24 protein-coding genes and 1 pseudogene are annotated in these 22,339 nt (G+C 49.2%); 13 read left to right on the top strand and 12 right to left on the bottom strand.

Annotated features, from left to right (window positions below; translation table 11 throughout):
* Nucleotides 1-401: 401 nt before the first annotated feature.
* A complete protein-coding gene (locus CRO74_RS03110; protein WP_097124524.1) occupies nucleotides 402-680 on the bottom strand; it encodes a hypothetical protein in 279 nt (92 codons plus the stop codon).
* A gap of 535 nt (nucleotides 681-1,215) precedes the next feature.
* On the opposite strand from CRO74_RS03110, the gene CRO74_RS03105 reads away from it, so the two are divergent.
* On the top strand, nucleotides 1,216-1,653 hold the full coding sequence (locus tag CRO74_RS03105; RefSeq protein ID WP_097124523.1) for a hypothetical protein: 438 nt from the start codon (nucleotides 1,216-1,218) through the stop codon (nucleotides 1,651-1,653).
* Here the strand turns inward: CRO74_RS03105 and CRO74_RS31890 are convergent.
* On the bottom strand, nucleotides 1,624-1,815 hold the full coding sequence (locus CRO74_RS31890) for a hypothetical protein (protein WP_245877818.1): 192 nt from the start codon (nucleotides 1,813-1,815) through the stop codon (nucleotides 1,624-1,626). The two genes, CRO74_RS03105 and CRO74_RS31890, sit on opposite strands and share 30 nt — an antisense overlap.
* Between CRO74_RS31890 and CRO74_RS03100 the strand changes: the two genes are divergently transcribed.
* From CRO74_RS03100 to CRO74_RS32465, 4 genes and pseudogenes are all read left to right on the top strand, one after another.
* Nucleotides 1,720-2,166 (top strand): hypothetical protein, encoded by a 447-nt coding sequence (locus tag CRO74_RS03100; protein WP_245877811.1) that lies wholly within the window; start codon nucleotides 1,720-1,722, stop codon nucleotides 2,164-2,166. The two genes, CRO74_RS31890 and CRO74_RS03100, sit on opposite strands and share 96 nt — an antisense overlap.
* A gap of 7 nt (nucleotides 2,167-2,173) precedes the next feature.
* Nucleotides 2,174-2,653, top strand: a complete 480-nt coding sequence (locus CRO74_RS03095) for a hypothetical protein (RefSeq protein WP_097124521.1) — start codon at nucleotides 2,174-2,176, stop codon at nucleotides 2,651-2,653.
* Nucleotides 2,589-2,999 (top strand): integrase core domain-containing protein, encoded by a 411-nt coding sequence (locus CRO74_RS03090; RefSeq protein WP_097124520.1) that lies wholly within the window; start codon nucleotides 2,589-2,591, stop codon nucleotides 2,997-2,999. Before CRO74_RS03095 ends, CRO74_RS03090 begins: the two co-directional genes overlap by 65 nt.
* 313 nt (nucleotides 3,000-3,312) lie before the next feature.
* A pseudogene (locus CRO74_RS32465) lies at nucleotides 3,313-3,450 on the top strand (transposase); the annotation flags it as partial.
* A gap of 13 nt (nucleotides 3,451-3,463) precedes the next feature.
* Here CRO74_RS32465 and CRO74_RS03080 read toward each other — a convergent pair.
* A complete protein-coding gene (locus CRO74_RS03080) occupies nucleotides 3,464-4,162 on the bottom strand; it encodes an SGNH/GDSL hydrolase family protein (RefSeq protein WP_097124519.1) in 699 nt (232 codons plus the stop codon).
* 175 nt (nucleotides 4,163-4,337) lie between these two features.
* On the opposite strand from CRO74_RS03080, the gene CRO74_RS03075 reads away from it, so the two are divergent.
* Together CRO74_RS03075 and CRO74_RS03070 are read left to right on the top strand one after the other, a co-directional pair.
* Complete coding sequence (locus CRO74_RS03075; protein ID WP_097124518.1) at nucleotides 4,338-4,940, top strand: RNA polymerase sigma factor; 603 nt, start codon at nucleotides 4,338-4,340, stop codon at nucleotides 4,938-4,940.
* Nucleotides 4,930-6,624: a hypothetical protein gene (locus tag CRO74_RS03070; protein ID WP_097124517.1), complete on the top strand. Its 1,695-nt coding sequence runs from the start codon at nucleotides 4,930-4,932 to the stop codon at nucleotides 6,622-6,624. Before CRO74_RS03075 ends, CRO74_RS03070 begins: the two co-directional genes overlap by 11 nt.
* 68 nt (nucleotides 6,625-6,692) lie before the next feature.
* On the opposite strand, the gene CRO74_RS03065 is transcribed toward CRO74_RS03070, so the two are convergent.
* From CRO74_RS03065 to CRO74_RS03050, 4 genes are read right to left on the bottom strand one after another with little or no spacing between them, the layout of a single operon-like run.
* The gene (locus CRO74_RS03065; RefSeq protein ID WP_097124516.1) at nucleotides 6,693-8,009 is read right to left on the bottom strand and encodes a PQQ-dependent sugar dehydrogenase; all 1,317 of its coding nucleotides are present in this window, start codon (nucleotides 8,007-8,009) and stop codon (nucleotides 6,693-6,695) included.
* A 56-nt stretch (nucleotides 8,010-8,065) separates the two neighbouring features.
* Nucleotides 8,066-8,428 carry a DUF3471 domain-containing protein gene (locus CRO74_RS03060; RefSeq protein ID WP_097124515.1) on the bottom strand — a complete coding sequence of 121 codons (363 nt, stop codon included), beginning with the start codon at nucleotides 8,426-8,428 and terminating at the stop codon, nucleotides 8,066-8,068.
* 48 nt (nucleotides 8,429-8,476) lie between these two features.
* Nucleotides 8,477-8,884 carry a GNAT family N-acetyltransferase gene (locus CRO74_RS03055; RefSeq protein ID WP_097124514.1) on the bottom strand — a complete coding sequence of 136 codons (408 nt, stop codon included), beginning with the start codon at nucleotides 8,882-8,884 and terminating at the stop codon, nucleotides 8,477-8,479.
* A gap of 1 nt (nucleotide 8,885) precedes the next feature.
* Nucleotides 8,886-9,833 carry a threonine ammonia-lyase gene (locus CRO74_RS03050; RefSeq protein WP_097124513.1) on the bottom strand — a complete coding sequence of 316 codons (948 nt, stop codon included), beginning with the start codon at nucleotides 9,831-9,833 and terminating at the stop codon, nucleotides 8,886-8,888.
* Between the two features lie 246 nt (nucleotides 9,834-10,079).
* On the opposite strand from CRO74_RS03050, the gene CRO74_RS03045 reads away from it, so the two are divergent.
* Both CRO74_RS03045 and CRO74_RS03040 read left to right on the top strand, forming a co-directional pair.
* Nucleotides 10,080-11,006 (top strand): sugar phosphate isomerase/epimerase family protein, encoded by a 927-nt coding sequence (locus CRO74_RS03045; protein ID WP_097124512.1) that lies wholly within the window; start codon nucleotides 10,080-10,082, stop codon nucleotides 11,004-11,006.
* Nucleotides 11,007-11,421: 415 nt separating this feature from the next.
* Nucleotides 11,422-13,032 (top strand): aldehyde dehydrogenase (NADP(+)), encoded by a 1,611-nt coding sequence (locus CRO74_RS03040; protein WP_097124511.1) that lies wholly within the window; start codon nucleotides 11,422-11,424, stop codon nucleotides 13,030-13,032.
* A gap of 71 nt (nucleotides 13,033-13,103) precedes the next feature.
* On the opposite strand, the gene CRO74_RS03035 is transcribed toward CRO74_RS03040, so the two are convergent.
* Genes CRO74_RS03035 through CRO74_RS03025 form a run of 3 tightly spaced genes read right to left on the bottom strand, consistent with a single transcriptional unit; the run spans nucleotide 13,104 to nucleotide 15,004 of the window.
* A complete protein-coding gene (locus tag CRO74_RS03035; protein ID WP_097124510.1) occupies nucleotides 13,104-13,805 on the bottom strand; it encodes an SDR family NAD(P)-dependent oxidoreductase in 702 nt (233 codons plus the stop codon).
* A 31-nt stretch (nucleotides 13,806-13,836) separates the two neighbouring features.
* Nucleotides 13,837-14,610, bottom strand: a complete 774-nt coding sequence (gene folE, locus CRO74_RS03030; protein ID WP_097124509.1) for a GTP cyclohydrolase I FolE — start codon at nucleotides 14,608-14,610, stop codon at nucleotides 13,837-13,839.
* Nucleotides 14,573-15,004, bottom strand: coding sequence for a 6-pyruvoyl trahydropterin synthase family protein (locus CRO74_RS03025; RefSeq protein WP_097124508.1), 432 nt, complete (start codon nucleotides 15,002-15,004; stop codon nucleotides 14,573-14,575). The genes folE and CRO74_RS03025 overlap by 38 nt, the downstream gene beginning before the upstream one ends.
* 298 nt (nucleotides 15,005-15,302) lie before the next feature.
* On the opposite strand from CRO74_RS03025, the gene CRO74_RS03020 reads away from it, so the two are divergent.
* The 4 genes from CRO74_RS03020 to CRO74_RS03005 all read left to right on the top strand — a co-directional run bounded on the left by CRO74_RS03020 (nucleotide 15,303) and on the right by CRO74_RS03005 (nucleotide 20,476).
* Nucleotides 15,303-16,391 (top strand): MBL fold metallo-hydrolase, encoded by a 1,089-nt coding sequence (locus CRO74_RS03020; protein WP_097124507.1) that lies wholly within the window; start codon nucleotides 15,303-15,305, stop codon nucleotides 16,389-16,391.
* 128 nt (nucleotides 16,392-16,519) lie between these two features.
* Nucleotides 16,520-17,896, top strand: coding sequence for a Gfo/Idh/MocA family protein (locus tag CRO74_RS03015; RefSeq protein ID WP_097124506.1), 1,377 nt, complete (start codon nucleotides 16,520-16,522; stop codon nucleotides 17,894-17,896).
* Nucleotides 17,897-18,071: 175 nt separating this feature from the next.
* Nucleotides 18,072-19,292, top strand: a complete 1,221-nt coding sequence (locus CRO74_RS03010) for a sugar MFS transporter (RefSeq protein WP_097124505.1) — start codon at nucleotides 18,072-18,074, stop codon at nucleotides 19,290-19,292.
* Between the two features lie 98 nt (nucleotides 19,293-19,390).
* A complete protein-coding gene (locus CRO74_RS03005) occupies nucleotides 19,391-20,476 on the top strand; it encodes a mevalonate kinase family protein (RefSeq protein ID WP_097124504.1) in 1,086 nt (361 codons plus the stop codon).
* Nucleotides 20,477-20,507: 31 nt separating this feature from the next.
* Here the strand turns inward: CRO74_RS03005 and CRO74_RS03000 are convergent, their stop codons facing one another.
* A complete protein-coding gene (locus CRO74_RS03000) occupies nucleotides 20,508-21,716 on the bottom strand; it encodes an ABC transporter permease (RefSeq protein ID WP_097124503.1) in 1,209 nt (402 codons plus the stop codon).
* A gap of 106 nt (nucleotides 21,717-21,822) precedes the next feature.
* Entirely contained in the window at nucleotides 21,823-22,206 is a 384-nt protein-coding gene (gene rbfA / locus CRO74_RS02995) for a 30S ribosome-binding factor RbfA (RefSeq protein ID WP_097124502.1), read from the bottom strand.
* Between the last annotated feature and the right edge of the window lie 133 nt (nucleotides 22,207-22,339).

Genomic DNA, 22,339 nt, shown 5'->3' with positions numbered 1-22,339 from the left:
GGCTAACAGTTTTCCTGAGCAAATTCGTCTTCACTCATTAGTATGAACTTGCTTATATGGGCTTGAAATTGTTCATTCATCGTTGATGGGTTTGTCGTGAAGTTTACTTTAATGCTAGCACAGTAGCCACTAGAATTGACGTTAAGGTATAGCACGACTACTTATTGTCGTCGAAAAAACGGATGCCTGGTTTCGTATCGAAATTACTCGTTTTTTAGGATCATTGACCGAAGGCTAAGGATAGTAGTTGACCGTTCTTTTTCCAGCAGCTCGATTAGACGCCCATTTAGAGAAGCAGATAAATGAAGTTCTATCGTATCAAGCTGGGGAGGTTAATGGTAGAAAAATAAAGGATTGACTAGTCTCGCTCGACGGGGTTCAGACGCTGAAGAGTAGCGTTTTTATTTGCCTCCCGGCTTTTGCAGCTCCTCAAAATCGCCAACTACCCATTTGGGTTTGGTGGTGCCAAATGGATCGAGAATGAATCGTCCCGTTTTGGTGTCCAGAATAATCGTTTGTCGATCGCTAGCCACAACCTGAAACCGGCGTGTATCCACAACCGTCGGGTCGGGCTGGCCGTCGTGGGCGGGCTTGAAGTTGGTTAGCGTCAGTAGGCCGCCTAGAGCAAACGCACCTAGCAAAAACGAGCGGAGGTCAATAGCAACGGTAAGGGTTTTCATACTTGCTGAGCGTTGAGATTTCCTAAGAAAGTGACTGATTAGCCCCAATATACGAATTGTACCAACCGGGTTGCTAACAGGTTCACCCTATCCTGCTGGAGAGGGTCAACGGAAAGAACGTTTACGCTTGACACCCTGAGTTTTGTTCGGTTGACCGGCTTTCAATGAGCTTCAGGTCCTACTGGCCAAAACGACCATGCAGGGTGAGAACATCAACTATCCTTATCAAAAATATGAAAGTCTCTTCGTCTCACTTAGGAGCGTTTTACGAGACAGTGATTTTTTTATATCTGTCAAATCTTATCAGTCGCGTGCGCTGCCCGCCATACGGGTCTAGGTAATCAAGGAGCCTCGCTCGTTCCCTCGTTGCGGAATGAACCAGCCGTAGTGACCGAGTCAGTCGTGTTGACAATGCCACGCCAGGTAGACTCGTAAAGACTCTTATAGGTATAGACTTTCGACTAACTTCATTACTATTTTTGCGGTTGACAATAAAGCGGGAGCGGCCGGCTACTGCTCAGGCTAACCGAAATCTATGCAATCGTATTCAACCCCCAAAGACATTATTCGCCTGGAGCGAATGAATAAAACCTTTACTAAATATCACCTAGGCGATGGCCGGGTGCTACATCATTTTACGGCGGCCAATGACGAGCTGTTTCATGATCACCCATGGTCTTTTCGCACGACCATTTTGTCGGGGGGCTACATTGAGGTAGTAGCAAAGCCCAAAGACGATGGGACCTTAGCCCTGACCAGTCACAAGCGCCTACCGGGGACAACCCACCATGTGCAGGCGGGAACGATCCACAAGCTGAGTGGTCTGCTGAAAGGGGACTGCTGGACGATTATTGAACCGGGGCAGCCGGAGCGCCAGTCGGGCTTCTATAAGGCGGATGAGGCAGGCGTCTGGCACCGGTTCTGGAACCAGCGGAAATGGCGGTTACTGGTGGCTGCACCAAAGCCAGCCTAAAACACCCGCGACCTGCTCACCCGCTTTCAGTACAGTGAGCAATTGAAAGAAACAGCCGTCTTTCGTATCCTCTTTGGCGGAGAAGCACCAAGCCAGGTAATGGAAGGCCTCGACATCCACGACAGCTATACCCTGCGCAATTGGGTCAATTTGTATCAACAAAAAATACAGACCGGCTTGATAACTTTACCTGCTATGAACAAGACCCAAAAGCAGGATGTATTGGCCTTAAAGCAGCGTAATGAGGAGTTAGAGAAAGCGCTTCAACAGGCAAACTTGTTGATCCTAGCGCTTAACACGATGATTGAAGTGGCCGAAAATGACGGGGCCGCCCGTGCGGCTAAAGCTACCAATCCGAAAAAAGTCTGCGGGGCCGCCCGTGCGGTAACAAACGGTCTTAAAGCTTCGCGAAAGCGAGATAGCAAAGGTAAGTGTCGGAAGCCTTTGCCGACTGTTTGGGGTGAGCCGACAAGCCTTTTGTCGGCGGGACGAGTATGCCCAACGATCTGTTAGCCAGTCTATGTTGGTTTTAGACATGGTCATGGCCATTAGACGCGATATTCCGGGGCTGGGTACTCGCAAACTCCATCTCTTGTTAAATGAACCCTTTATCAAGAGTGGGATTAAGGTAGGGCGGGATAAATTACATACTATCCTGCAGGCTCATAATCTGATTCTGCGTCGTAAACGGCAGATTCCCAAGACTACTGATTCCAATCACAGCTTAAAAAAATACCCTAATTTGCTCATTGACAGAGTCATTGATGCACCCAGTCAAGCGTGGGTGTGTGATATCACGTATCTCTGTATTGGGCTTGGATTTGGTTATTTGTCCATCATCACCGATGCGTACTCGAAGGTAATTGTGGGTTATTGCCTGCATCCTTTTTTAACGGCTGAAGGTAGCCTTCGAGCGCTGGAGATGGCCTTAAAAAATAACTGGGAAAAGGGGAAAGAACTCATCCACCACCGCGCGGGCGGCCCCGTCAGATCGAGGTAGTCAGTATTGTAGTTTTGAGTACGTTCGAAAGTTAAAAAGTGCCGGCATATCCATCAGTATGACCCAGCATGGTGATCCTTATGAGAATTCGATAGCTGAGCGAGTCAATGGCATTTTAAAGACGGATTTTCGCTTAAACCGGGTCTTTACTAGTTTTGATGAAGCACTTAAGGCAGTTGGCAGAAGTATTCATAACTACAACCACTTGCAACCTCATATGAGTTGTGATTTCTTAACCCCGGCAGTTGCTCATCTGACCAATCAACCGCTCAAAAAGCATTGGAAACCTAAAAATTACAAGCGACATAACCGATTGCAAGACCATAGCCAACCTAGTGAAACTTGAACAAACTGTTGAACTGACAACCCCTAACAGGATTAATTTTAACCAATTATTAGTAATTCCAAAACTGACAACTTTTTTTCAGGATCAGACACCAGCCAATGTAGCCGATAGCAAAGCAGGTGTTTTGCTTTGAAAACAGGCTGAACACCTTAATCCTATGTTGGATGATTTGGTGTTGATGTATGCTGACACTACGTTTAGTGGCCATTTTAGAGAGCAATTGGAAACTATATAGGCTATGCGGGTGGTAATTCCAAAGTCTCCTATTGCGAATCAACCCACTGATAGTAAACTAGTTATTCATCACTGGCTATGGATAGTGGAGCGAACTATTTCTTGGTTGGGAAACCATCGAGGGCTGGCTAAAGACTACGAGCGCACCATCTTATCGGCCCAAATGTTTATTTGGATCGCTCCCATCAGGCGTACCATAGAACAAGTTTGGCATTAACTCAAACAGCTTCTTAGTAGTCCTTGCGAATGGACTGAATAGTAACAATGGTTGGTGCCGATTGATAGAAATCATATAACGAACGCCCCAGCAACTCGTGACTGATGTCGTTCAAGTGTACATGGTCATTTGGCAGAAAATACTCTTCTCTTGGCCGGATTATTGAATCGGTGTCAAAAACGCTTACCAAACGCTTATCTGCTTCCTTCAATACCACAGCACGACTACGTCGCTGTAGCCAACGACTGACTGTGTTCTGATTGGCAAGCGGAGTTAACAACAAAACATTATGTCGGTACGGTCTTAGCTGATTCAGCAACACCGAAATGGCCATACGCTCCCGATTAGGCCATATAAACGAACGTAACGTTATTCCTATTGATTTCAAACTAGATTTAACGGTTCTTTCACTGGCAATCATCTGTTCCGGATGCATAGCAGGCAGGTGAACAACCGTTGAGGAAGCTAATTGAGAAGCGGGAACCTGAACCAGCGTATGGTCCAGTTGAAGTATAATAAGATCATACCGGTTTAATGGCAACTGGGCCAGGGTGGCTATCGTTTGTGACATCGTAAGGTGAGCATAAACATCCACCGATACTGGCCGCCCGGTACGGCCCATCTGCCGGATAAAATGACCTATGTAACTAAGCTTTCCGACGGACAATCCATAACCATAGGTATGTTCGTCGCCAATCACTAACACGTTCATTAGCAAACACTAAATGGGGCGAGTAAACCCATTCGTTACCCATACGTTCACCTGAACACAAGCGTTGCTTTTTCTAAAAAAAAAGTTGATAACCAACCGTCTACATGCAACGTTAACGTATAACGTTGCGTAGTCTTTGTGTAGTCAGGAATGTTTACATAAATCCGACCGAATTTTGTTTTTCCGAAAATCGTCCTCGTTCGCCGATAATGACCTTCTGAGTGTCATACGGGCCTGCCGCGCCAACGACCCGCGCGCGCAACGAACGCTATTCAAACAATTCTTTGGGTATGCCAAGAGCATTTGTCTGCGCTACAGTTCGAGTGTTGAAGAAGCGGAAGACGTGCTGAACGAAGGATTTTTAAAAGCATTCCAACATTTAGACAGTTATGACGAAACGTTACCTTTTAAAGCGTGGCTGCGGACAATTTTAGTCAACACAGCCATCAGCCATTACCGAAAAAATCATCGATTTGAGCAACACGCGTCCCTGGAAACAGGCGAGCAAGTGGCCTTTGATGTAGATGTAGTCGATCAGATTGCCGCTGAGGACATTTTGGCCCTGGTGCAACAGTTGTCCCCAACGTATCGCACGGTATTCATGATGCACGTTGTAGACGGCTATAGTCTTCACGAAATAGCGGGCATACTTAGCCATAATGAAGCAACAGTACGCTCTAATTTTGCCCGTGCCCGGCAGAAACTACAAGTACTGCTCAAAGAAGCCCAGTATTTTAAATCAGGCTCTACAGCCTCAATTCCGTATCATGAAAACTGACCGATTTTCCGATATTATCCGGCGAAAACTGGAAAGTATTCGGCCGGAATTTTCCGAAAAAGACTGGACCCGGATGCAGGCTTCCCTGCAAACCGGAATGCCTCAACCGGCTGCGCCAACCCCTGTCCAGCCCTTTGGCAGTAGTATATGGACTGCCAAACCCTGGTTAATGGCGGCTGCCACTGTAAGTGCTGTAGTCATGATAAGCTTTGGCTTCTGGCAACAACGTGAGATCAATCAACTACGGGAGACGATAAGCCAGTTAAGAAAACCAGTGCCCGGCCAATCAGCAAAAAGCCAACCCGGCACCACAACTCCGGAAGCAGATAAGGTAACGCAAAGGCAACCCACCGAAAACGGGGTAAGACCAGACCTTAAAACAACCTCCCCGGCGTCGGGTGGTAACTCGAACATGGTCAATCAACCGCCACGTGATACGGTCTATATAACCCGTTACATTACTGTCCCGTCAAAATCCCATGTAGTCCCGCCCAATGAAGAACGGTACGTCGATCGTCCGGAAATACCTTCAGAACAGCGGGAACAGCGGTACGCAGCAACCAACCGGAGTCAAAAGTCAGTAGATCAACCAAAACAATCGGATAATTTAACCAATAACCCGAACACAGACGCGTATGGGGAATCGTCTACTTCTTCTATAACCAGTGAAAACCTCAATAGTACAGCGGTAAAATCGCCCCAAACAGCCGATCGTCTCACCCGTGTACGGAAACAGCGTGGCCGGTATACCAACAATCGGGAATCAGGTTTGTCTGGTGAGTTTACGGTTAGTTCAACTTATCGAAAAGGGAATAAAGTTACTGGTTTGGGTAAGGAATCGACTCCAAACCAGACAGATTATACCCAGGCACCAATGGAATCAACTCCGTCTAAGCCAGGAAACCCATTCACTTCAGCCAACATTGAGTCTATCAGCAGCTTACCTCTATCTATACCAAGTACTAACTGGACGAAGATAATGGCGCTGCGTGCAAAGCGTATGCGCCCGGCGCGAACAACGGTTGTAGATGGTGCTGAACCCACCCAGACACCCGAAACCCAGCGTGTAGCCCGCTTGCATTTCAGGGCTGGCATTGGTGGCGAAGTTGCATCCAAACTAACAAGTGCTGGTGTATTTACAGAAGTACTGCTGGGTAAACACTGGGTAGTAGGTGCCGGAGTAAGTCAGGCAACCTACTCAGGAGATAAGTTTGGTAGTGATTTTGATTTCGATATTCGTATGCGCCGGAATTTCCGGAAGGAATTCGCCCATGGAATTGATCCTCGTCGGGATATTTTTAACATAGATACCCGCACAACCCGCATGTTACTTCCAATTTCTGTAGGCTATCGGGTTGCGCTCAGCAAGACGGTGTCATTTGTACCAACAGCGGGTACCTACTTAACGATGTCAAGTACCGAAAATGCAACTTATCTCTGCCCCGTACCCATTCCTCAACGAGGCTTTGAGCAACTCAGTGTCAGCGATAAACGGACTGTGCCCTTATTCAATAACGTTGCGTTGAGTGCAGGTATCGAATGGCAAAACGGGCATTGGGTACTACAAGGGAGCCCGGTATTGACTATACCTACACAAGCGGCTTCACAACCTTTTCAGCCCGGTCAAAACTGGCAATCCTCTACCTTGATGGGCCTACGGGCACGACTACTCTATCAATTCTAACAATCTGCGTTACCAAAAGAAAAGGGCCGATGTGTGCATCGGCCCTTTTCTTTTGGTAACTTCTCAACTTATTGAGTTGCCGTTACACGCCAGATCCGGCCACTAGCATCATCCGCTACCAGCATAGACCCATCGGGCAATACGGCAACACCCACCGGTCGGCCATAGGCGTCTTTGTCCTGACCCGTCAAAAATCCAGTCAGAAAATCCTCTGGTTTACCGGGTTTACCATCCTTAAACGGCACAAAGACCACTTTATAGCCCGAAAACGACGAGCGATTCCAGGAACCGTGCTGACCGACAAAAGCCCCATTTCGGTACTTCTCCGGGAAAGCGGCTTTATCATAAAAAGCCAACCCAAGTGAAGCGGTGTGTGCACCAAGTGGCACATCGGGAACGACTGACTTTTTAACCAGATCGGGGCGTTCGCCTTTCCGGCGGGGGTCTTCATTTTGGCCGAAATAAGCGTACGGCCAGCCATAGAAGGCACCTTCTTTTACGCTGGTCAGGTAATCGGGTACGAGTTCGTCGCCCAGTTCATCGCGTTCGTTAACGGCAGTGTACAGCGTTTTAGTGGTAGGTTGCCAGCCCATGCCCACCGGATTTCGCAGGCCGCTGGCGAAAACGCGTTCGCCACTGCCATCGGGATTAATTTCGAGAATATTGGCCCGACGCACTTCGTTTTCGATGCCATGTTCGGCGACATTGCTGCCCGAACCTACCGAAACGAATATTTTCTTTCCGTCAGGCCCGGCCAGCAAGTTACGCGTCCAGTGGTTGTTATAGCCGCCCGCTGGTAAGCTCAAAATCTTTTTACCGGGGGCGGTTATCTTGGTCTGGCCGGGTTTGTAGTCATACATCATAATCCCATCGGTGTTGGCCGCATAGAAATTATCGCCAAGCACCAGCATGCCAAAAGGCTGATTCAGACCAGTCAGGAACGATTCTTTCACCTCTGGTTTGCCATCCTTATTGGTATCGCGCAGGAGGGTGATTCGGTTCGCACTGGCTTCGGTTCGCTCTGAATTGCTCTTTCCCGTTACGGCATTTACCACTTTCGTTTTGATACCCTTCCGTTCGGTATTGGATTCGGCTACAAAGACATCACCATTTGGGGCGACATAAATCCAGCGGGGACTGGCCAGATCACGAGCATATTCTGTAACGGTAAAACCGGCGGGTGCTTTAGGCGTCTTTCCTTCCGGCCAGCCAACGACATTACTGAACTTTTTGCTTGATTCGGTAGCGTAGGGGGCCGGTAACGCAATCGTTGTATCGGCAGTGGCTACCGTCTCTCCGGCTTGACTGGATTCTTTTTTCTGGTTACACGCCAGCATAGCAACGGACAGCGCAGCAGCCGACAGTAGTATTCTTGTTGTTTTCATCGTTGAGTTGAGTCAATTATAGCATTAATTACTCAACTCCCTGAGTAATCGTTTGGTTATGGATTATCCTTCTTAGCGGTTAACTCGGTGCCTTGAACAGCCATCGTCAGACTTGCCACGGCTTTGGTAGCAGTATCCCAGGCGAAGGTGATGATAGAGCCGTAGGAACTAGTCGATTGATAGGTATCGGCTTTAGCCTGCTTCACCAGTTTATTTTTTCCGAAGGTATCTGCTTCACCATACAACTCGCCTTTTTCGGCAGTAACCGTAAATTTCTGAATGGGGCTACCACTGGCAAACGTGTAAGAACCCACATAGGCTCTTAGAATAGTCGTGTCCTTTGGGGCAGTCTGCGCATTTACGTTCACAGAAATAAGTAATAGAGAAACAGCCAGCATAACATTCAGTACGTACTTCATGAGGGTATGATTTAGGGTTAGTAAACTCCGGTATGTCTGCCGGATTGCTCACAAGGTACGCGAAAATTTGGCGTAGGGAATGGGTCCTTTGTAAAATACCTCGCTAACGGCTTCCATGCCAAATCGACGGTAAAAGTCAGCCGTTTCCAGGCGGGCATCGCACCAAAGAACGGTAGCACCCAGCCGTTTCGCTTCGGCCATCACATGATTCAGCAATAACGTTCCTACGCCTTGCCGCTGACAGTCAGGCCGGGCTGCAAACTTTCGAAAGCGGCTTTCTGATCCGTTCACAAACAACGAAATAACGGCAATCAGCTCACCCTCCCGAAAGGCCCCGAAGTGGAAACCCTCGTCGTCATTATCGACTTTCACATAATCGAGGGGTTTATCAGGCCACAAAACTGAATGCCGAAGCAGGTAGGTTTTCTCAGGGGTAATGGGTTGAATACGAACCATATCAAAACGGCAGCTTTCCTAAATCGACATTTCCGCCGGTTAGAATAATACCAATTTTTTGCTCGGCAAACTGATCCTTATGTTTCAGCACAACCGCCAGTGGAACGGCGCAGGATGGCTCGATAATGATTTTCATCCGTTCCCAGACAAGCCGCATGGCCGCGATAATTTCGGGGTCAGAGACCGTAAGAATATCCGTAACGTGCGCCCGAATGATGGCTAATGTTCGTTCGCTGAGGCTGGTCATGAGCCCGTCGGCAATGGTGTTGATGTAAGGCGCTTTCTCAACATGTCCGCTCTTGAAAGACAGGATCGCATCGGCGGCCCCTTCCGGTTCGCCAGCGATAACGCGGGTTGACGGAGACAGGTAATGCGTCGCCAGAGCGGTTCCGCTCAACAGCCCTCCCCCACCCACCGGTGCCAGAATGACATCGAATGGCTGATCGCTTCCAAAGTCTTCGATAAGCTCTTTGGCGGCTGTAGCCTGTCCGGCAATAACCCGATCATCATCAAAGGGGTGAACAAGCACCGCACCGGTTTTCGCCATCACCTCCCGAACGCCAGCCTCACGAGCATCCAGCGTTGGCTTGCATTCGATCACTTCCGCACCGTAGCCCAATACTGCATCTTTCTTGACTTGAGGAGCCGTGCGGGGCATCACAATGTAAGCGGGCATACCAACCTGCCGGGCGGCAAAGGCTACAGCCTGCGCGTGGTTGCCTGACGAGTGCGTGGTAATGGCTGACCCCTCTTTATTTTGAGCGACCTGCAACACCGCGTTCAGTCCACCCCGCGCTTTAAAGGCACCGATTTTCTGAAAGTTTTCACATTTGAAAAATAACTCGGCTCCCGATCGCTCGTTGATGGTTTGATTGGTAAGCACTGCGGTCCGGTGAATAAATGGCCGGATGCGGTCGTGCGCTTCCTGAATGGTTTCGAGTGTAATCATGAAGGATGAAAGGGCTCAAACAGGCTCCGGCTGTTTGTTAATCGAAGAGTTGTACAAAATCAAACAGCCGGAGCCTGTTTGAGCCGTCTACAGTAGTAGGGCAAATTACGGAAGAAAACAATTCCGTAATCGCTAAACCTAAGCTCCACCAGTCAATCAAATGAGTAATTTAGCCTTGTTTGCTTTCTTTGTCCGGTAAGCAGTCGTTTGCTTACTCAAACCTATGTCTTGTAAACCCGTTTCGTTATGACCACCGACCGTCGTTCGTTTTTGAAACAAGCTGCTGGCTCATTAGCGGCCATGGCCATTGTGCCGACTGCTTTTGCCGAAGCCCCCGCGAAGAAGATGTTCTTCGATATTTCGCTGGCCGAGTGGTCATTGCATAAAGCACTGTTTGCCAAAAAAATCACCAATCTGGACTTCCCCGGCATTGCCCGTAAAGAGTTCGATATCAGCATTGTTGAGTATGTAAACCAATTCTTTAAAGACAAAGCACAAGACAAAACCTATCTCAACGATCTGCTGGCCCGCTGCAAGGATAACGGTATCACCAACAACCTTATCATGATCGACGGCGAAGGAAATCTGGGGGCTTCGGACGCTGCCGAACGGATGAAAGCAATCGAAAATCACCACAAATGGGTTGAATGTGCGAAATACCTGGGTTGTAAGACCATTCGGGTCAATGCCGCCGGACAGGGTACGGCCGAAGAAGTCGCCAAAGCAGCCGTTGAAGGACTGAGCAAGCTGGGTGAGTTTGCCAAAACGATGAATATCAACGTGATCGTTGAAAACCACGGTGGCTATTCGTCAAACGGCCAGTGGCTTTCGGGTGTGATGAAGCAGGTGGGCATGAAGAACGTGGGTACCCTCCCCGACTTCGGTAACTTCTGCATCAAGCGTGGCGACAACCACACCTGCGCCGAAGAATACGACCGTTACAAAGGCACCGCCGAACTGATGCCCTTTGCCAAAGGAGCGTCGGCTAAATTCTATGATTTCGATGCCAGCGGCAATTGCGTTGAAACCGATTACAATCGAATTCTCAAGATTGTGAAAGACAGTAAGTTTAAAGGCATTATTGGCATCGAATACGAAGGCGATAAACTGGACGAATACGCCGGCATTCGGCAGTCGAAAGCTGTCCTGGAACGTGTTGGGCCAATAGCTTAAAAGTCCGTAACGTCAACTTTATGGCCTGTCTATGCACGAACATGCGTACTCAGGCCACTTTTTTACCCTTCTTAGTGTTCAGCCATTGCCTGGACATGACTGAACTCACTTGTTTTAGTGTCATGCACTTATAGTTCTAATCTGTTAACAACCACACATTAGAATTCACTTGAACATGAAATTACCAAAAGAAACATTATTTGTGCTATTTCTTTGTTTGATAACCATGGTATGGTCAACTCAGCTGTCTTCTTTGATTAAAGGCGGTTTTGAGCATGCCTATATTGGTTTAGTCGCATGGATTACTGGTAGCAGCGTTGTTTCTTTTTTCATTATCAGGTCTGTTTACGGGCGATCAAAAAACAGGTGATCCTTAATACGAAAACTTAAGTCAGGTTTCGATTCATTCAAACGTATGTCAACGACGCAACAATCTGTCACCCTCAGCTTTATTGGCAATGAGCCGGTTACCGGCGACGGTAATTTTTTTAAGGCTTTCGCGCCCTCCCTTCACGAGAATCTTGCCGATGAGTTCGCGAACGTATCCGCAGAGCAGGCTAATCAGGCCATCGACAAAGCGGCCGAAGCCTTTCCGATTTATTCTAAGCTTAGTGGGTCGCAACGGGCCGATTTTCTGGATGCCATTGCGGCCGAAATAGAAGCCATTGGTGATGAACTCATTGAGCGGGCTGTTCTGGAAAGCGGACTGCCCACGGGCCGTATTTCGGGCGAGCGAGGCCGCACAACGGGTCAGCTACGCCTGTTTGCCAATGTGCTCCGTGAAGGCTCCTGGGTGGATGCCCGCGTCAACCCGGCTCTCCCCGACCGTCAGCCCCTACCCCGCCCCGATTTGCGCCGGATGCTGGTGCCGCTGGGACCAGTCGTGGTTTTTGGCGCTAGCAATTTTCCGCTGGCCTTCTCAGTAGCTGGTGGTGATACAGCATCAGCACTGGCGTCCGGTTGTCCGGTTGTGGTTAAAGCGCACCCATCGCATCCGGGCACATCCTCTCTGGTAGGGCAGGCCATTGTATTGGCTGCCCAGAAAACAGGGATGCCTGACGGTGTTTTTTCGCTATTGCATGCCGACATTGAGGTAGCTCAACAATTGGTTGCACACCCGGCCGTGAAAGCGGTTGGCTTTACCGGTTCGCGGGCCGGTGGCTTAGCGCTGCTGCGCGTAGCTCAGAGTCGCCCGGAGCCGATTCCTGTTTATGCCGAAATGAGCGCGGTCAATCCGTTTGTTGTGTTGCCGGGTGCCATTAGTCAGGAGACGGGTTCAAATTCTGCCGCTATGGTAGCCGCCGGACTAGCGGGTTCGATCACCCTGGGCGTGGGCCAGTTCTGCACTAATCCGGGTCTGGTTTTCTTACTCGATTCGCCGAAAACGCAGGTTTTTCTGGATACCGTAGCCGAGAAGATTCGAGCGTCGGCACCGGCTACGATGCTGAATGCGGGTATTTGTCAGGCATATCAGAAGGGTGTTCAGCAAAACCGGATCATTCCGGGTGTTCACGTCCTGGCCGAAGCCGATGTTGATGCCGAAAGCACCCAAACGCAGGGACGCCCAGCCGTATTGAGCACGACAGCGCCTATTTTCCTGAGCAGTCCGGCGTTGAGCGAAGAAGTTTTCGGACCAACATCGTTGATCGTCGTTTGCGAAACCGAAGCGGAGCTGGAAGAATGCCTAACAACGCTGGAAGGTCAACTCACGGCCACTATTTACGCAACACCAGCCGAACTGACCTTCTCCTCGGTGGATTGGGTTTCTCTGCTTCAGGCGAAAGCGGGCCGGGTGTTATTTGGCGGCTACCCTACGGGTGTCGAAGTATCGGAAGCGATGACGCACGGTGGGCCATTCCCCGCCACCAGCGATAGCCGTTCTACGTCGGTGGGTACAGCCGCTATTCTGCGGTTCGTCCGGCCGGTAACGTACCAGAGCTTTCCTGACGAGTTATTACCACCCGCCTTGCAGAACGCTAACCCGCTCGGTATCTGGCGGAACGTGGATGGAAAGCTAACAAAGTAAACTGTGCAAAAAACGAAGAAGCGGTGCCACGATTATTAACCGTAGCACCGCTTCTTGCTTATATTTCTCCTCTATTTCAAGCTTCCCATTCCACCATCAATGCCGATGATCTGCCCGGTTATCCAACTCGCCTGATCGGTGAGTAAGTAGGCGGCCATACCGGCAATGTCTTCAGGTGTACCGTACCGGTTGAGCGGATGCCGTTTGTTGGCGGCCTCCCGTTTGGTATCATCACCCAGCAGAAAGCCCGCCAACGGCGTGTCTGTCAGGGAAGGAGCCAACACATTTACGCGAACATTGAACGGAGCCAACTCAGCCGCCAGCGACTTACCGAGCCCCTCAACTGCCGATTTGGCTACCGATACGGACGAATGCATGCCCATTCCCAACTTGGCCGCAACCGTACTGAATAGGAGGATACTAGCCGATTTCGACTTTTTAATGACCGCGTAACTGGCGTGGATAGCACTCACCGCGCCCAGCACGTTCAACTCAAAGTCACGACGATAATCGTCGAGGGTGAGCCGTTGGAACGGTTTGAGGTTAATGGTGCCGGGGCAATAAACCAACCCATGAAGCGTGTCGGGTAGTTGGTTCAGTGCGTCAACTGCCGGGGTTTGGGTGATGTCCCATACCATGTGAGTAGACTGAATACCCTCAGGCTGCGTTCGACCGGCAGTAAAAAGCGTAGCACCCAGATCTTGCAGTTGTAACGCCAGCGCATGGCCAATTCCCGAACTCGCTCCAATAATGAGAATATTTTTGCCCTGCATAAGTTAAGTTGATGAAGTGTAATTGGGTACTTTAAATGCTTACGCTCGGCTGGGTGACGTACCGAAGCAACTCCTGTTTAGTGGCATCTTCGGAGAACTTGCCACTGTATGATGCAGTAATTGTCGAGCTATTGACATCGTGGATACCACGCGTTGAGACACATAAATGCTTGGCATCAATGATCACCGCCACATCCTCCGTTTCAAGAACGCGTTTCAACTCTTCAGCAATTTGAATCGTCAGGCGTTCCTGCACCTGCGGCCGCTTGCTGAAATATTCGACAATCCGGTTCAGTTTCGACAAGCCAATTACTTTACCGCTGGAAATGTAGGCCACGTGCGCTTTACCCATAATGGGTACAAAGTGGTGCTCGCAGTAGGTCTGGACAGTAATGTCTTTCTCGACCAGCATTTCATTGTACCGAAACTTGTTGTCGAACAAAGTCGCTTTCGGCTTATTAGCTGGATTCAATCCGCTAAACACCTCATTTATATACATTTTAGCGACCCGACGTGGCGATCCTTTCAGACTGTCATCCGTCAGGTCCAGGCCTAAAATGCTCATTATTTCCCGGAAATGTTCTTCAATAAGGTCAATTTTCAATTCATCGTCCAGCGCGAAGGCATCAGGACGCATGGGGGTATCAATAGACGACGCACCATGCGCATCACCGATTTCGTCCACCAATTCGTCAGCATAGGCACCGTCCAGCGAATACCCATTTTTATGGCTACCATGTACTGGTTGACCATTCGACGAGGTGCTATTAGACGGGGTATTCGACGAAGTTCCGTTCAGTTTCATAAAGTCTAATTTTAAGGTCTAAACCCTCGTTTAGTTGATTACGTAAGATGTTATAAATGACGATGGCAATGTTTTCGGCCGATGGGTTTAAATCCGCAAACTCTTCTGTATCGAGATTTAGATTTTTATGATCAAACCGATCCGTAACATGTTCTTTAATAAGATCACCGAGTAGTTTCATGTCGATCACATAGCCCGTTTCATCATCAACGGGGCCAATAACCTGCACGATCAACTCATAATTGTGTCCGTGGTAGTTGGGATTGTTGCATTTGCCATATACCCGCGTATTTTTCTCGTCCGACCAGTTAGGGTTATTCAGACGATGAGCCGCATTGAAGTGTTCCTTCCGAAACACCGCAACCCGTGGGGCACTGGCCCGAAAATTATCCATAAAAACGAATCGAATTAGAGTTCGATCAACCTGTCGTTACAAAGTTTGTGTACAACACAGGCAGACAGCCGAGCGGGTAGCCAGAACGCTCTTTAGTATGCGATTGATACTTTACAAACCGATGATCTTTTGATTTTGTTCAACGTTTCCTAATAAAGATTAAACAAAATTTTTCATCGGTTCAGGCTGATAACATCCGCTCATCAGGTAATGTTCCCTCTCATGTACTCAGACATTGAGTGCGGAACCAGACAGGATAAGCACCCGTTCTGAGCCCATGAAACGCTTACGAAAACCAATGATCCTAACACTATTTATCATTACCGGATTGATTGCCAGCACCTTTCTGTTCATGCAGCAAAGCACATTTGGGAGCGATCCGGCTGCTTCCCGCATGGAACGAATCAGACGCTCATCCAATTATCGCGACGGCTCTTTTCAAAATCTGGAAAAAACTGAAGTAATGCGCGAGAATGCCTCTTACGTGGGGATGATGAGTGATTTCTTTAATAAAGCACCCGATAATACTCCTCCCAAACCGTTACCCTCCGTCCGTACTGACCTTAAAGCACTTTCGGATTCCGTTCCCACCATTGTCTGGTTCGGTCACTCGTCTTATCTCATAAAATCAAAAGGTGTTACCATTCTCGTTGATCCGGTTTTTAGCGGAAATGCGTCGCCGGTTTCGTTTTTCGGGAAGGCGTTTCCGGGATCCGATGTATACAAAGTGGACGATATGCCGGAGAAAATTGACATGCTTGTACTTTCCCACGACCACTACGACCACCTTGACTATCTGACCATCAAGCAGCTCATTCCCAGAGTCAAAAAGTTCTATACAGCTCTTGGCGTAGGCGCTCACCTTGAGCGTTGGGGGGCCTCGCCCGACCAGATTGTTGAATTTGACTGGTGGGAAAGCCATCACGTCGACACCGATATTGACATGACGGCGGTACCGGCCCGCCATTTTTCGGGACGAAGCCTGGCACGGGGTAGAACCCTATGGACTGCTTTCGCGCTAAAACTACACGGCTATTCGCTGTATCTAGGTGGCGATTCGGGCTACGGCAAGCACTTCAAAGAAATCGGTGATAAATACGGTCCGTTCGATCTGGCCATTCTCGAATGTGGCCAGTACGGTAAAGACTGGCCCAATATTCACATGTTTCCCGAGGAGGTAGCCACGGTAGCACAGGAACTCCACGCCAAAACCGTGTTGCCCGTACACTGGGCTAAATTTTCACTGTCTGTTCATGGCTGGACCGAATCCGTTGATCGGTTTACCAAACGGGCCACCGAACAAAAGTTGAATGTTACGACGCCAATGATTGGTGAACCTATAGCTGTTGGGGTAAAGTATCCTAAATCGACTTGGTGGAAGTATTAAGTTTGATGGCACGAGGCAGAGCCTTGCGCCATCAAACCCACCCCGATGGGTAAAATCTGCGCGACATATGTTTTTTGATACGAAACCTCGTTATTTGGTTCGTAAAAATCTCCTACGCTCCTATCGCTATGCAGACACCCACCCGGCGCCAGTTTATTCGTACGGCTGCTCTTACCGGCGCAGCCACTTCCGTTGCCACGACCTCCGTTTTCCCCGCCATTTTAACGGGTGCCAAACCCGCCGACCCCAAAGTAAGGCTGGCATTTATTGGCGTTGGCTCACGTGGACGCAGCCATGTTGAACAGGCACTTTATCGGGATGATGTCGAAATAACCGCCATTTGTGACCCCGCCCCGGAAGCCATCAGCCGCACAACGGCCATGATCGAGAAAGCTGGCCGGAAGGCACCGGTAGCCTACAGCAAAGGCGATGAAGCGTTTAAGGATATGCTCAAACGCGACGACATCGACGGTGTAGTGATTGCAACTCCCTGGGAGTGGCACGTTCCTATGGCCGTAGCGACCATGAATGCGGGTAAGTATGCCGGTGTGGAAGTATCGGCAACCGTCACGCTCAAAGAGTCCTGGGATCTGGTCAATGCGTTTGAGAAAACAGGCTCCCCCTGCATGATTCTGGAAAACGTGTGTTACCGTCGCGATGTATTGGCGGTACTGAACATGATTCGTAAGGGCATGTTTGGTGAAATGACCTACGCGCACTGCGGCTATCAACACGACTTACGCAATATTAAATTCAATGATGGCAAATCCATCGGTGGCGTTGGTGCTGAGTTTGGCGAAAAGGGCTACTCAGAGGCCCACTGGCGCACCCAGCATTCGGTCGACAGAAACGGCGATCTGTACCCAACCCACGGCCTCGGCCCGGTAGCCCACTGGCTCGACATTAACCGGGGCAACCGCTTTACACACCTGACCAGTACCGCCACCAAAAGCCGGGGACTGCACAAGTACGTTGTTGATAAAGGGGGTGCTAATCACCCAAACGCTAAAGTCAATTTTAAGCTCGGCGATGTGGTCACCACCGTTATTCAGTGCGCTAATGGCGAAAACATCGTGATCATTCACGATACGAACTCTCCCCGCCCCTACTCGCTTGGGTTCAGAGCGCAGGGTACCAATGGCATCTGGATGGACGATAACGACATGATCTATCTGGAAGGTGTTTCGCCAAAACCCCACAGTTGGGAGCCTTTTGCAGCCTATCAGGAAAAATACGATCACCCGCTCTGGAAACGCCATGCACAAACGGCCGAAAATGCCGGTCACGGTGGCATTGATTTCTTTGTCCTTCGCGCCTTCATCGAATCGATAAAAGCGAAAGGGCCGGTCCCCATCGACGTGTACGACGCAGCCGTTTGGAGTGCTATTAGTCCACTGTCCGAGCAGAGTATTGCCGGAGGGAGCAAACCCATCGAAATACCTGATTTTACAAAAGGTAAGTGGAAAACGAATAAGCCAATTTTTGGGCTAAATGACCTTTACTAGATATTGGTAATTAGTTATGGAGTTAATGGGATTAGTTTAGTTACCAAGTTAGCTGTTAACTAATAACTCTATAACTAATAACTAAGGATTGTTGAAAATTCAATTTCTATTTTTAATTTGTAAAAAAATTTAAAATCTATTTTCCTTAACTTGCTCTTACCCTACAAATAAGCCAATGACACCCACTGCTTCGCCTAAAACCCAAAATTACACCGGCCCATTACTTATTATTGGTGCCCTTTTCTTTGTTTTTGGCTTCGTTACGTGGGTCAATAGCGTGTTGATTGCTTTTTTTAAGCAGGCATTTGATTTGAGCACAGTAGGCTCCAACCTGGTTGCTTTTGCCTTCTTCATTTCCTACACGCTGATGGCCATCCCATCGTCGGCATTGTTGAAGCGAACAGGTTTTAAGAATGGCATGTCGATGGGCTTGCTCATCATGGCTGTTGGCACCATTATTTTCGTACCGGCTGCTAAAGCCGTTTCGTATCCGCTGTTTCTGGTCGGTTTATTTCTGATCGGTATTGGTCTGACAGTATTACAGACAGCCTCGAACCCATACGCAACGATATTAGGCCCCCGCGAAAGTGCCGCCCAGCGCATCAGTTTCATGGGTGTTGCCAACAAGCTGGCGGGCATACTCAGCCAGTTTATTTTTGGCGGACTACTGCTAACGGGTGCCAACGCTGTTTCGGGTGCGTCTACGTTGGAGAAAGTAGTAACACCTTACATGATTCTCACCGGTGTACTAATCGTGCTGGCGATTCTAATCCGTTACTCGAATTTGCCCGAAGTATCGGAAGAGCAGGACGACGCTCCTGCCGAATTAACAGCGCGGACCAGCGTTGGGCAATTTCCGAACCTGGTGTTGGGCGTGGCAGCTATCTTTTGCTACGTAGGTGCGGAAGTTATTGCCGGTGATACGATCATTAACTACGGTAAGGCTATGGGCTTCACCAATGACGAAGCCAAATACTTTACCACCTATACGCTTTACGGTTTGCTGGCCGGTTATATTCTCGGCATCGTGGCGATTCCTAAATACATTTCGCAGCAAATGGCGCTGCGGGTTGGCTCTATTCTGGCTCTGATTTTAACCACGGGCGCTATCCTGACCGATGGATTCACGTCTATTTTGTGTGTAGCCCTATTGGGTTTCGCCATTTCGCCAATGTGGCCTGCCATATGGCCGCTAGCCCTGAACCGCTTGGGTAAGTTTACCAAAATTGGTTCGGCCTTGCTGATTATGGGTATTTCGGGGGGCGCTTTGTTGCCATTGCTACACGGGTATTTAACCGATACCGTTAGTGCGAAAATGGCCTACGCGTTGCTTTTACCCTTATTTGGCTATATTCTGTATTACGCTGTAATCGGCCACAAGAAGGCGAACTGGTAATTTATTTTTAAACGCAGGGAGCGCTAAGGTTTCGCAAGGAACGCCATGTACATCACTTAGCGCTCTTTGCAAAACCTTAGCGCTCTTTGCGTTTACCCATGACAGTATCTACTCCCGGCCGTATTTGCCTTTTTGGCGAACATCAGGATTATTTGGGCCTACCCGTCATTGCTGCGGCTATTTCCCGCCGTATTCAGGTGGCCGCTCGGGCAGCCGAACAGCGCGGTTTCCGGCTCAATTTGCCGGATATCAATGATACCGTCAATATACCGTTCGACGGGCAGGAACTACCTTATCCGCAGATTCGGGATTACTTCCGATCGGCAGTTAATGTGCTGCTACGAGAGGGATTCACCTTTCAGAAAGGGATTGAGGGCGAGGTACACGGCAATATTCCCATTAACTCCGGCACCTCAAGTTCATCGGCTTTACTGGTTTCCTGGCTTAATATACTAACCCAGCTAGCTGACCACCCACGACTGCTCTCGCCCGAACAAATTGCTGAACTGGCGTACGTAGCCGAAGTCCTGGAGTTTGGCGAGCCCGGCGGCATGATGGACCATTACTCGACAGCGGTCGGCAATGTTATTTATCTGGAGTCTCAACCCAGAATTCGACTGGAAAAGCTTAGCCCACCCCTGGGCACCTTTGTCCTTGGCGATTCGCAGGAGCCAAAAGACACCATCGGTATTTTGAAGCGGGTTAAGGTGGGGATGCTGGACATTATCAAGAACTTAAAAACCATCAATCCTCAATTTGCCCTCGACACATCAGACATTACCGAGGTATCAGAATTCAAGGATTTCCTGACGAAAGACGAGTATGTCCTCCTAAAAGGCAATCTCTCGAATCGGGATATTCTGCGTGATGCCCTGGCAATGTTGAGAGCGTCGGCCGATGCACAAACCCACTTCGACCATGTCCGTTTTGGTCAATTGTTAAACGACCACCAGGCCAATTTGCGGGATGCACAACGCATTTCAACACCCAAAATAAACCGTATGATCGACGCTGCCCTTGTGGCCGGTGCCCTGGGGGGCAAAATCAACGGTTCGGGCGGTGGTGGCTGCATGTTTGTGTATGCACCCGAAAAGCCGGAAGAAGTGGCCGAGGCTATTGAACGGGAAGGGGGAAAAGCCTTCATCATCAACGTTGCCGAAGGGACGACGATCCTGGCTGACTAATAGTCTGGTCTACCGCCCGAACAGTATTTACTTATCGAATAGTAGCGGCTCGCTGGGCCGGAAACCAGGATGTAAGAATCGTCATCACAATGGTTAACACGCCCGTTAGCAGAATATCGCCGGCGTCAAGGCGTACGGGATAGGAATCGATAATTGAGCTTTCGGTACCCATACGGATGAATCCATACCGCTCTTGTGCAAGGCAAATTCCAATACCCAGTATCAATCCCGCACAGGCCCCGGTCAGGGCAATGATGGCCCCTTCTGTCAGAAAAATCCGACGTACCATGGGCCTCGTAGCGCCAAGCGCATACAAAATCTGAATATCCCCTTTTTTCTCGATGACCAGCATGGAAAGCGAGAAGAATATATTGATGGATGCGACCAGAATAATAAACGAAAGCGTCAGGGCGGTGAACAACTTTTCGACGCGTATAGCTCTGTACAGGTCAACATTTAAGTCGTCCCGACTTTGTACGGTCAGCTTATCTCCAACCACGTCCTGAAGCGCTTGTTTTACCTGCACTTCGTCGGTTCCGGGTCGGAGCTGGATTTCAATGCTCGTTACTTCGTTGGGTTGATAGCCAAACAGGGTTTGTGCCGATGAAATAGGAGCCAATACGAAGTTGTCGTACTTCGACTCAATAAAAAATACGCCCGAAACCGTAAAAGCTTCGCGATTAAACGCATCGGGATTGAGTACACTAAATGTCTGTCCGCTTTGTGGATACAGAATTTCGAGGGGTGTTAGAATATCAATCGGCGAGACCGAAAGGTCACTACGAACGCCATCCGCCACAATGGCGTAGTTAACCCCCTGCCGACGAAGTAGCAATTTCCCTTCGAGCAATGCCGAATCGAGTTGCTGGCGTTGCAGATAGTTGTCATCAACGCCCTTTAACCGAACTACCGTCTGCGCGCTACCGTAGCGGGCCAATGCGTTATCCTGCGCAACGGTCGTCAGCAGATTTACCCCCGGTATCTGTTGCAGTCGATTTTTCAGGGCGGGTGTCGCCAAGAACCGCTTTCCCTGCTTGGGCGCAATGGTCATATCGGCCTCAAACGTCCTGAAGATCTGCTGATTAAGCTCCTCCATGCCGTTAAAAACGGACAATACAACCACCAGCGCCATCGTACCGACGCCCACACCGAGCATCGACAGAATAGACAGCCAGCTAATGAAACTGCGTTTTTTTCGGGAGAAGAAGTAACGACGGGCAATCCAGACGGGGAGGTTCATCTACTAATGTTGACTGAGCAAATGAGTGAATGGGTGAATAGTTGAATAGCTAACTCATGTAAAGTTTCTATTCACTCATTCGCTCACTCACTCATTCAAAATTCGTTTATTCCTCGTCTTCATCCTCCTCTGCCGGAGCGGGAGGAATGTCGAGGCCGGAGAAGAGTTTATCCATCTTATCGGCATAATCCGCCGTATCGTCCAGAAAGAAATGTAATTCGGGGACAATGCGTAACTGATGGCGAACCCGGTCGCCAAGGTGTTGCCGGAGCACTTTGCCTTTCTCCTGAATCGTCTCCAGCAGCAATTGCTTATTCTTGGTAGCCAGAAAACTAAGGTACACCCGTGCAACGCTCAAATCGGGCGATATACGCACACTGGTGACCGTAATGAAGGCCCCATTAAACAAATGCGGCACGTCGCGCTGAAAGATTTCACTCAAATCTTTCTGGAGCTGCCGGGATACTTTCTGCTGTCGTTTCGATTCCATACTATCGGTACTTGGGTACTAAACTGAACGGTCCAATGTGCTGAATGGTTTACAGTCGGCTGGACCTATATCCTGCAAATATCCGCCCATTTTTCCGTTCTGCCGAAATTGCCTGTAATTTTACCGTCGACTA

Origin of the sequence: Spirosoma fluviale (genome assembly GCF_900230225.1) — a bacterium.
GTDB classification, from domain to species: Bacteria; Bacteroidota; Bacteroidia; order Cytophagales; family Spirosomataceae; genus Spirosoma; species Spirosoma fluviale.
This window is presented reverse-complemented; position numbering and strand designations above follow the sequence as displayed.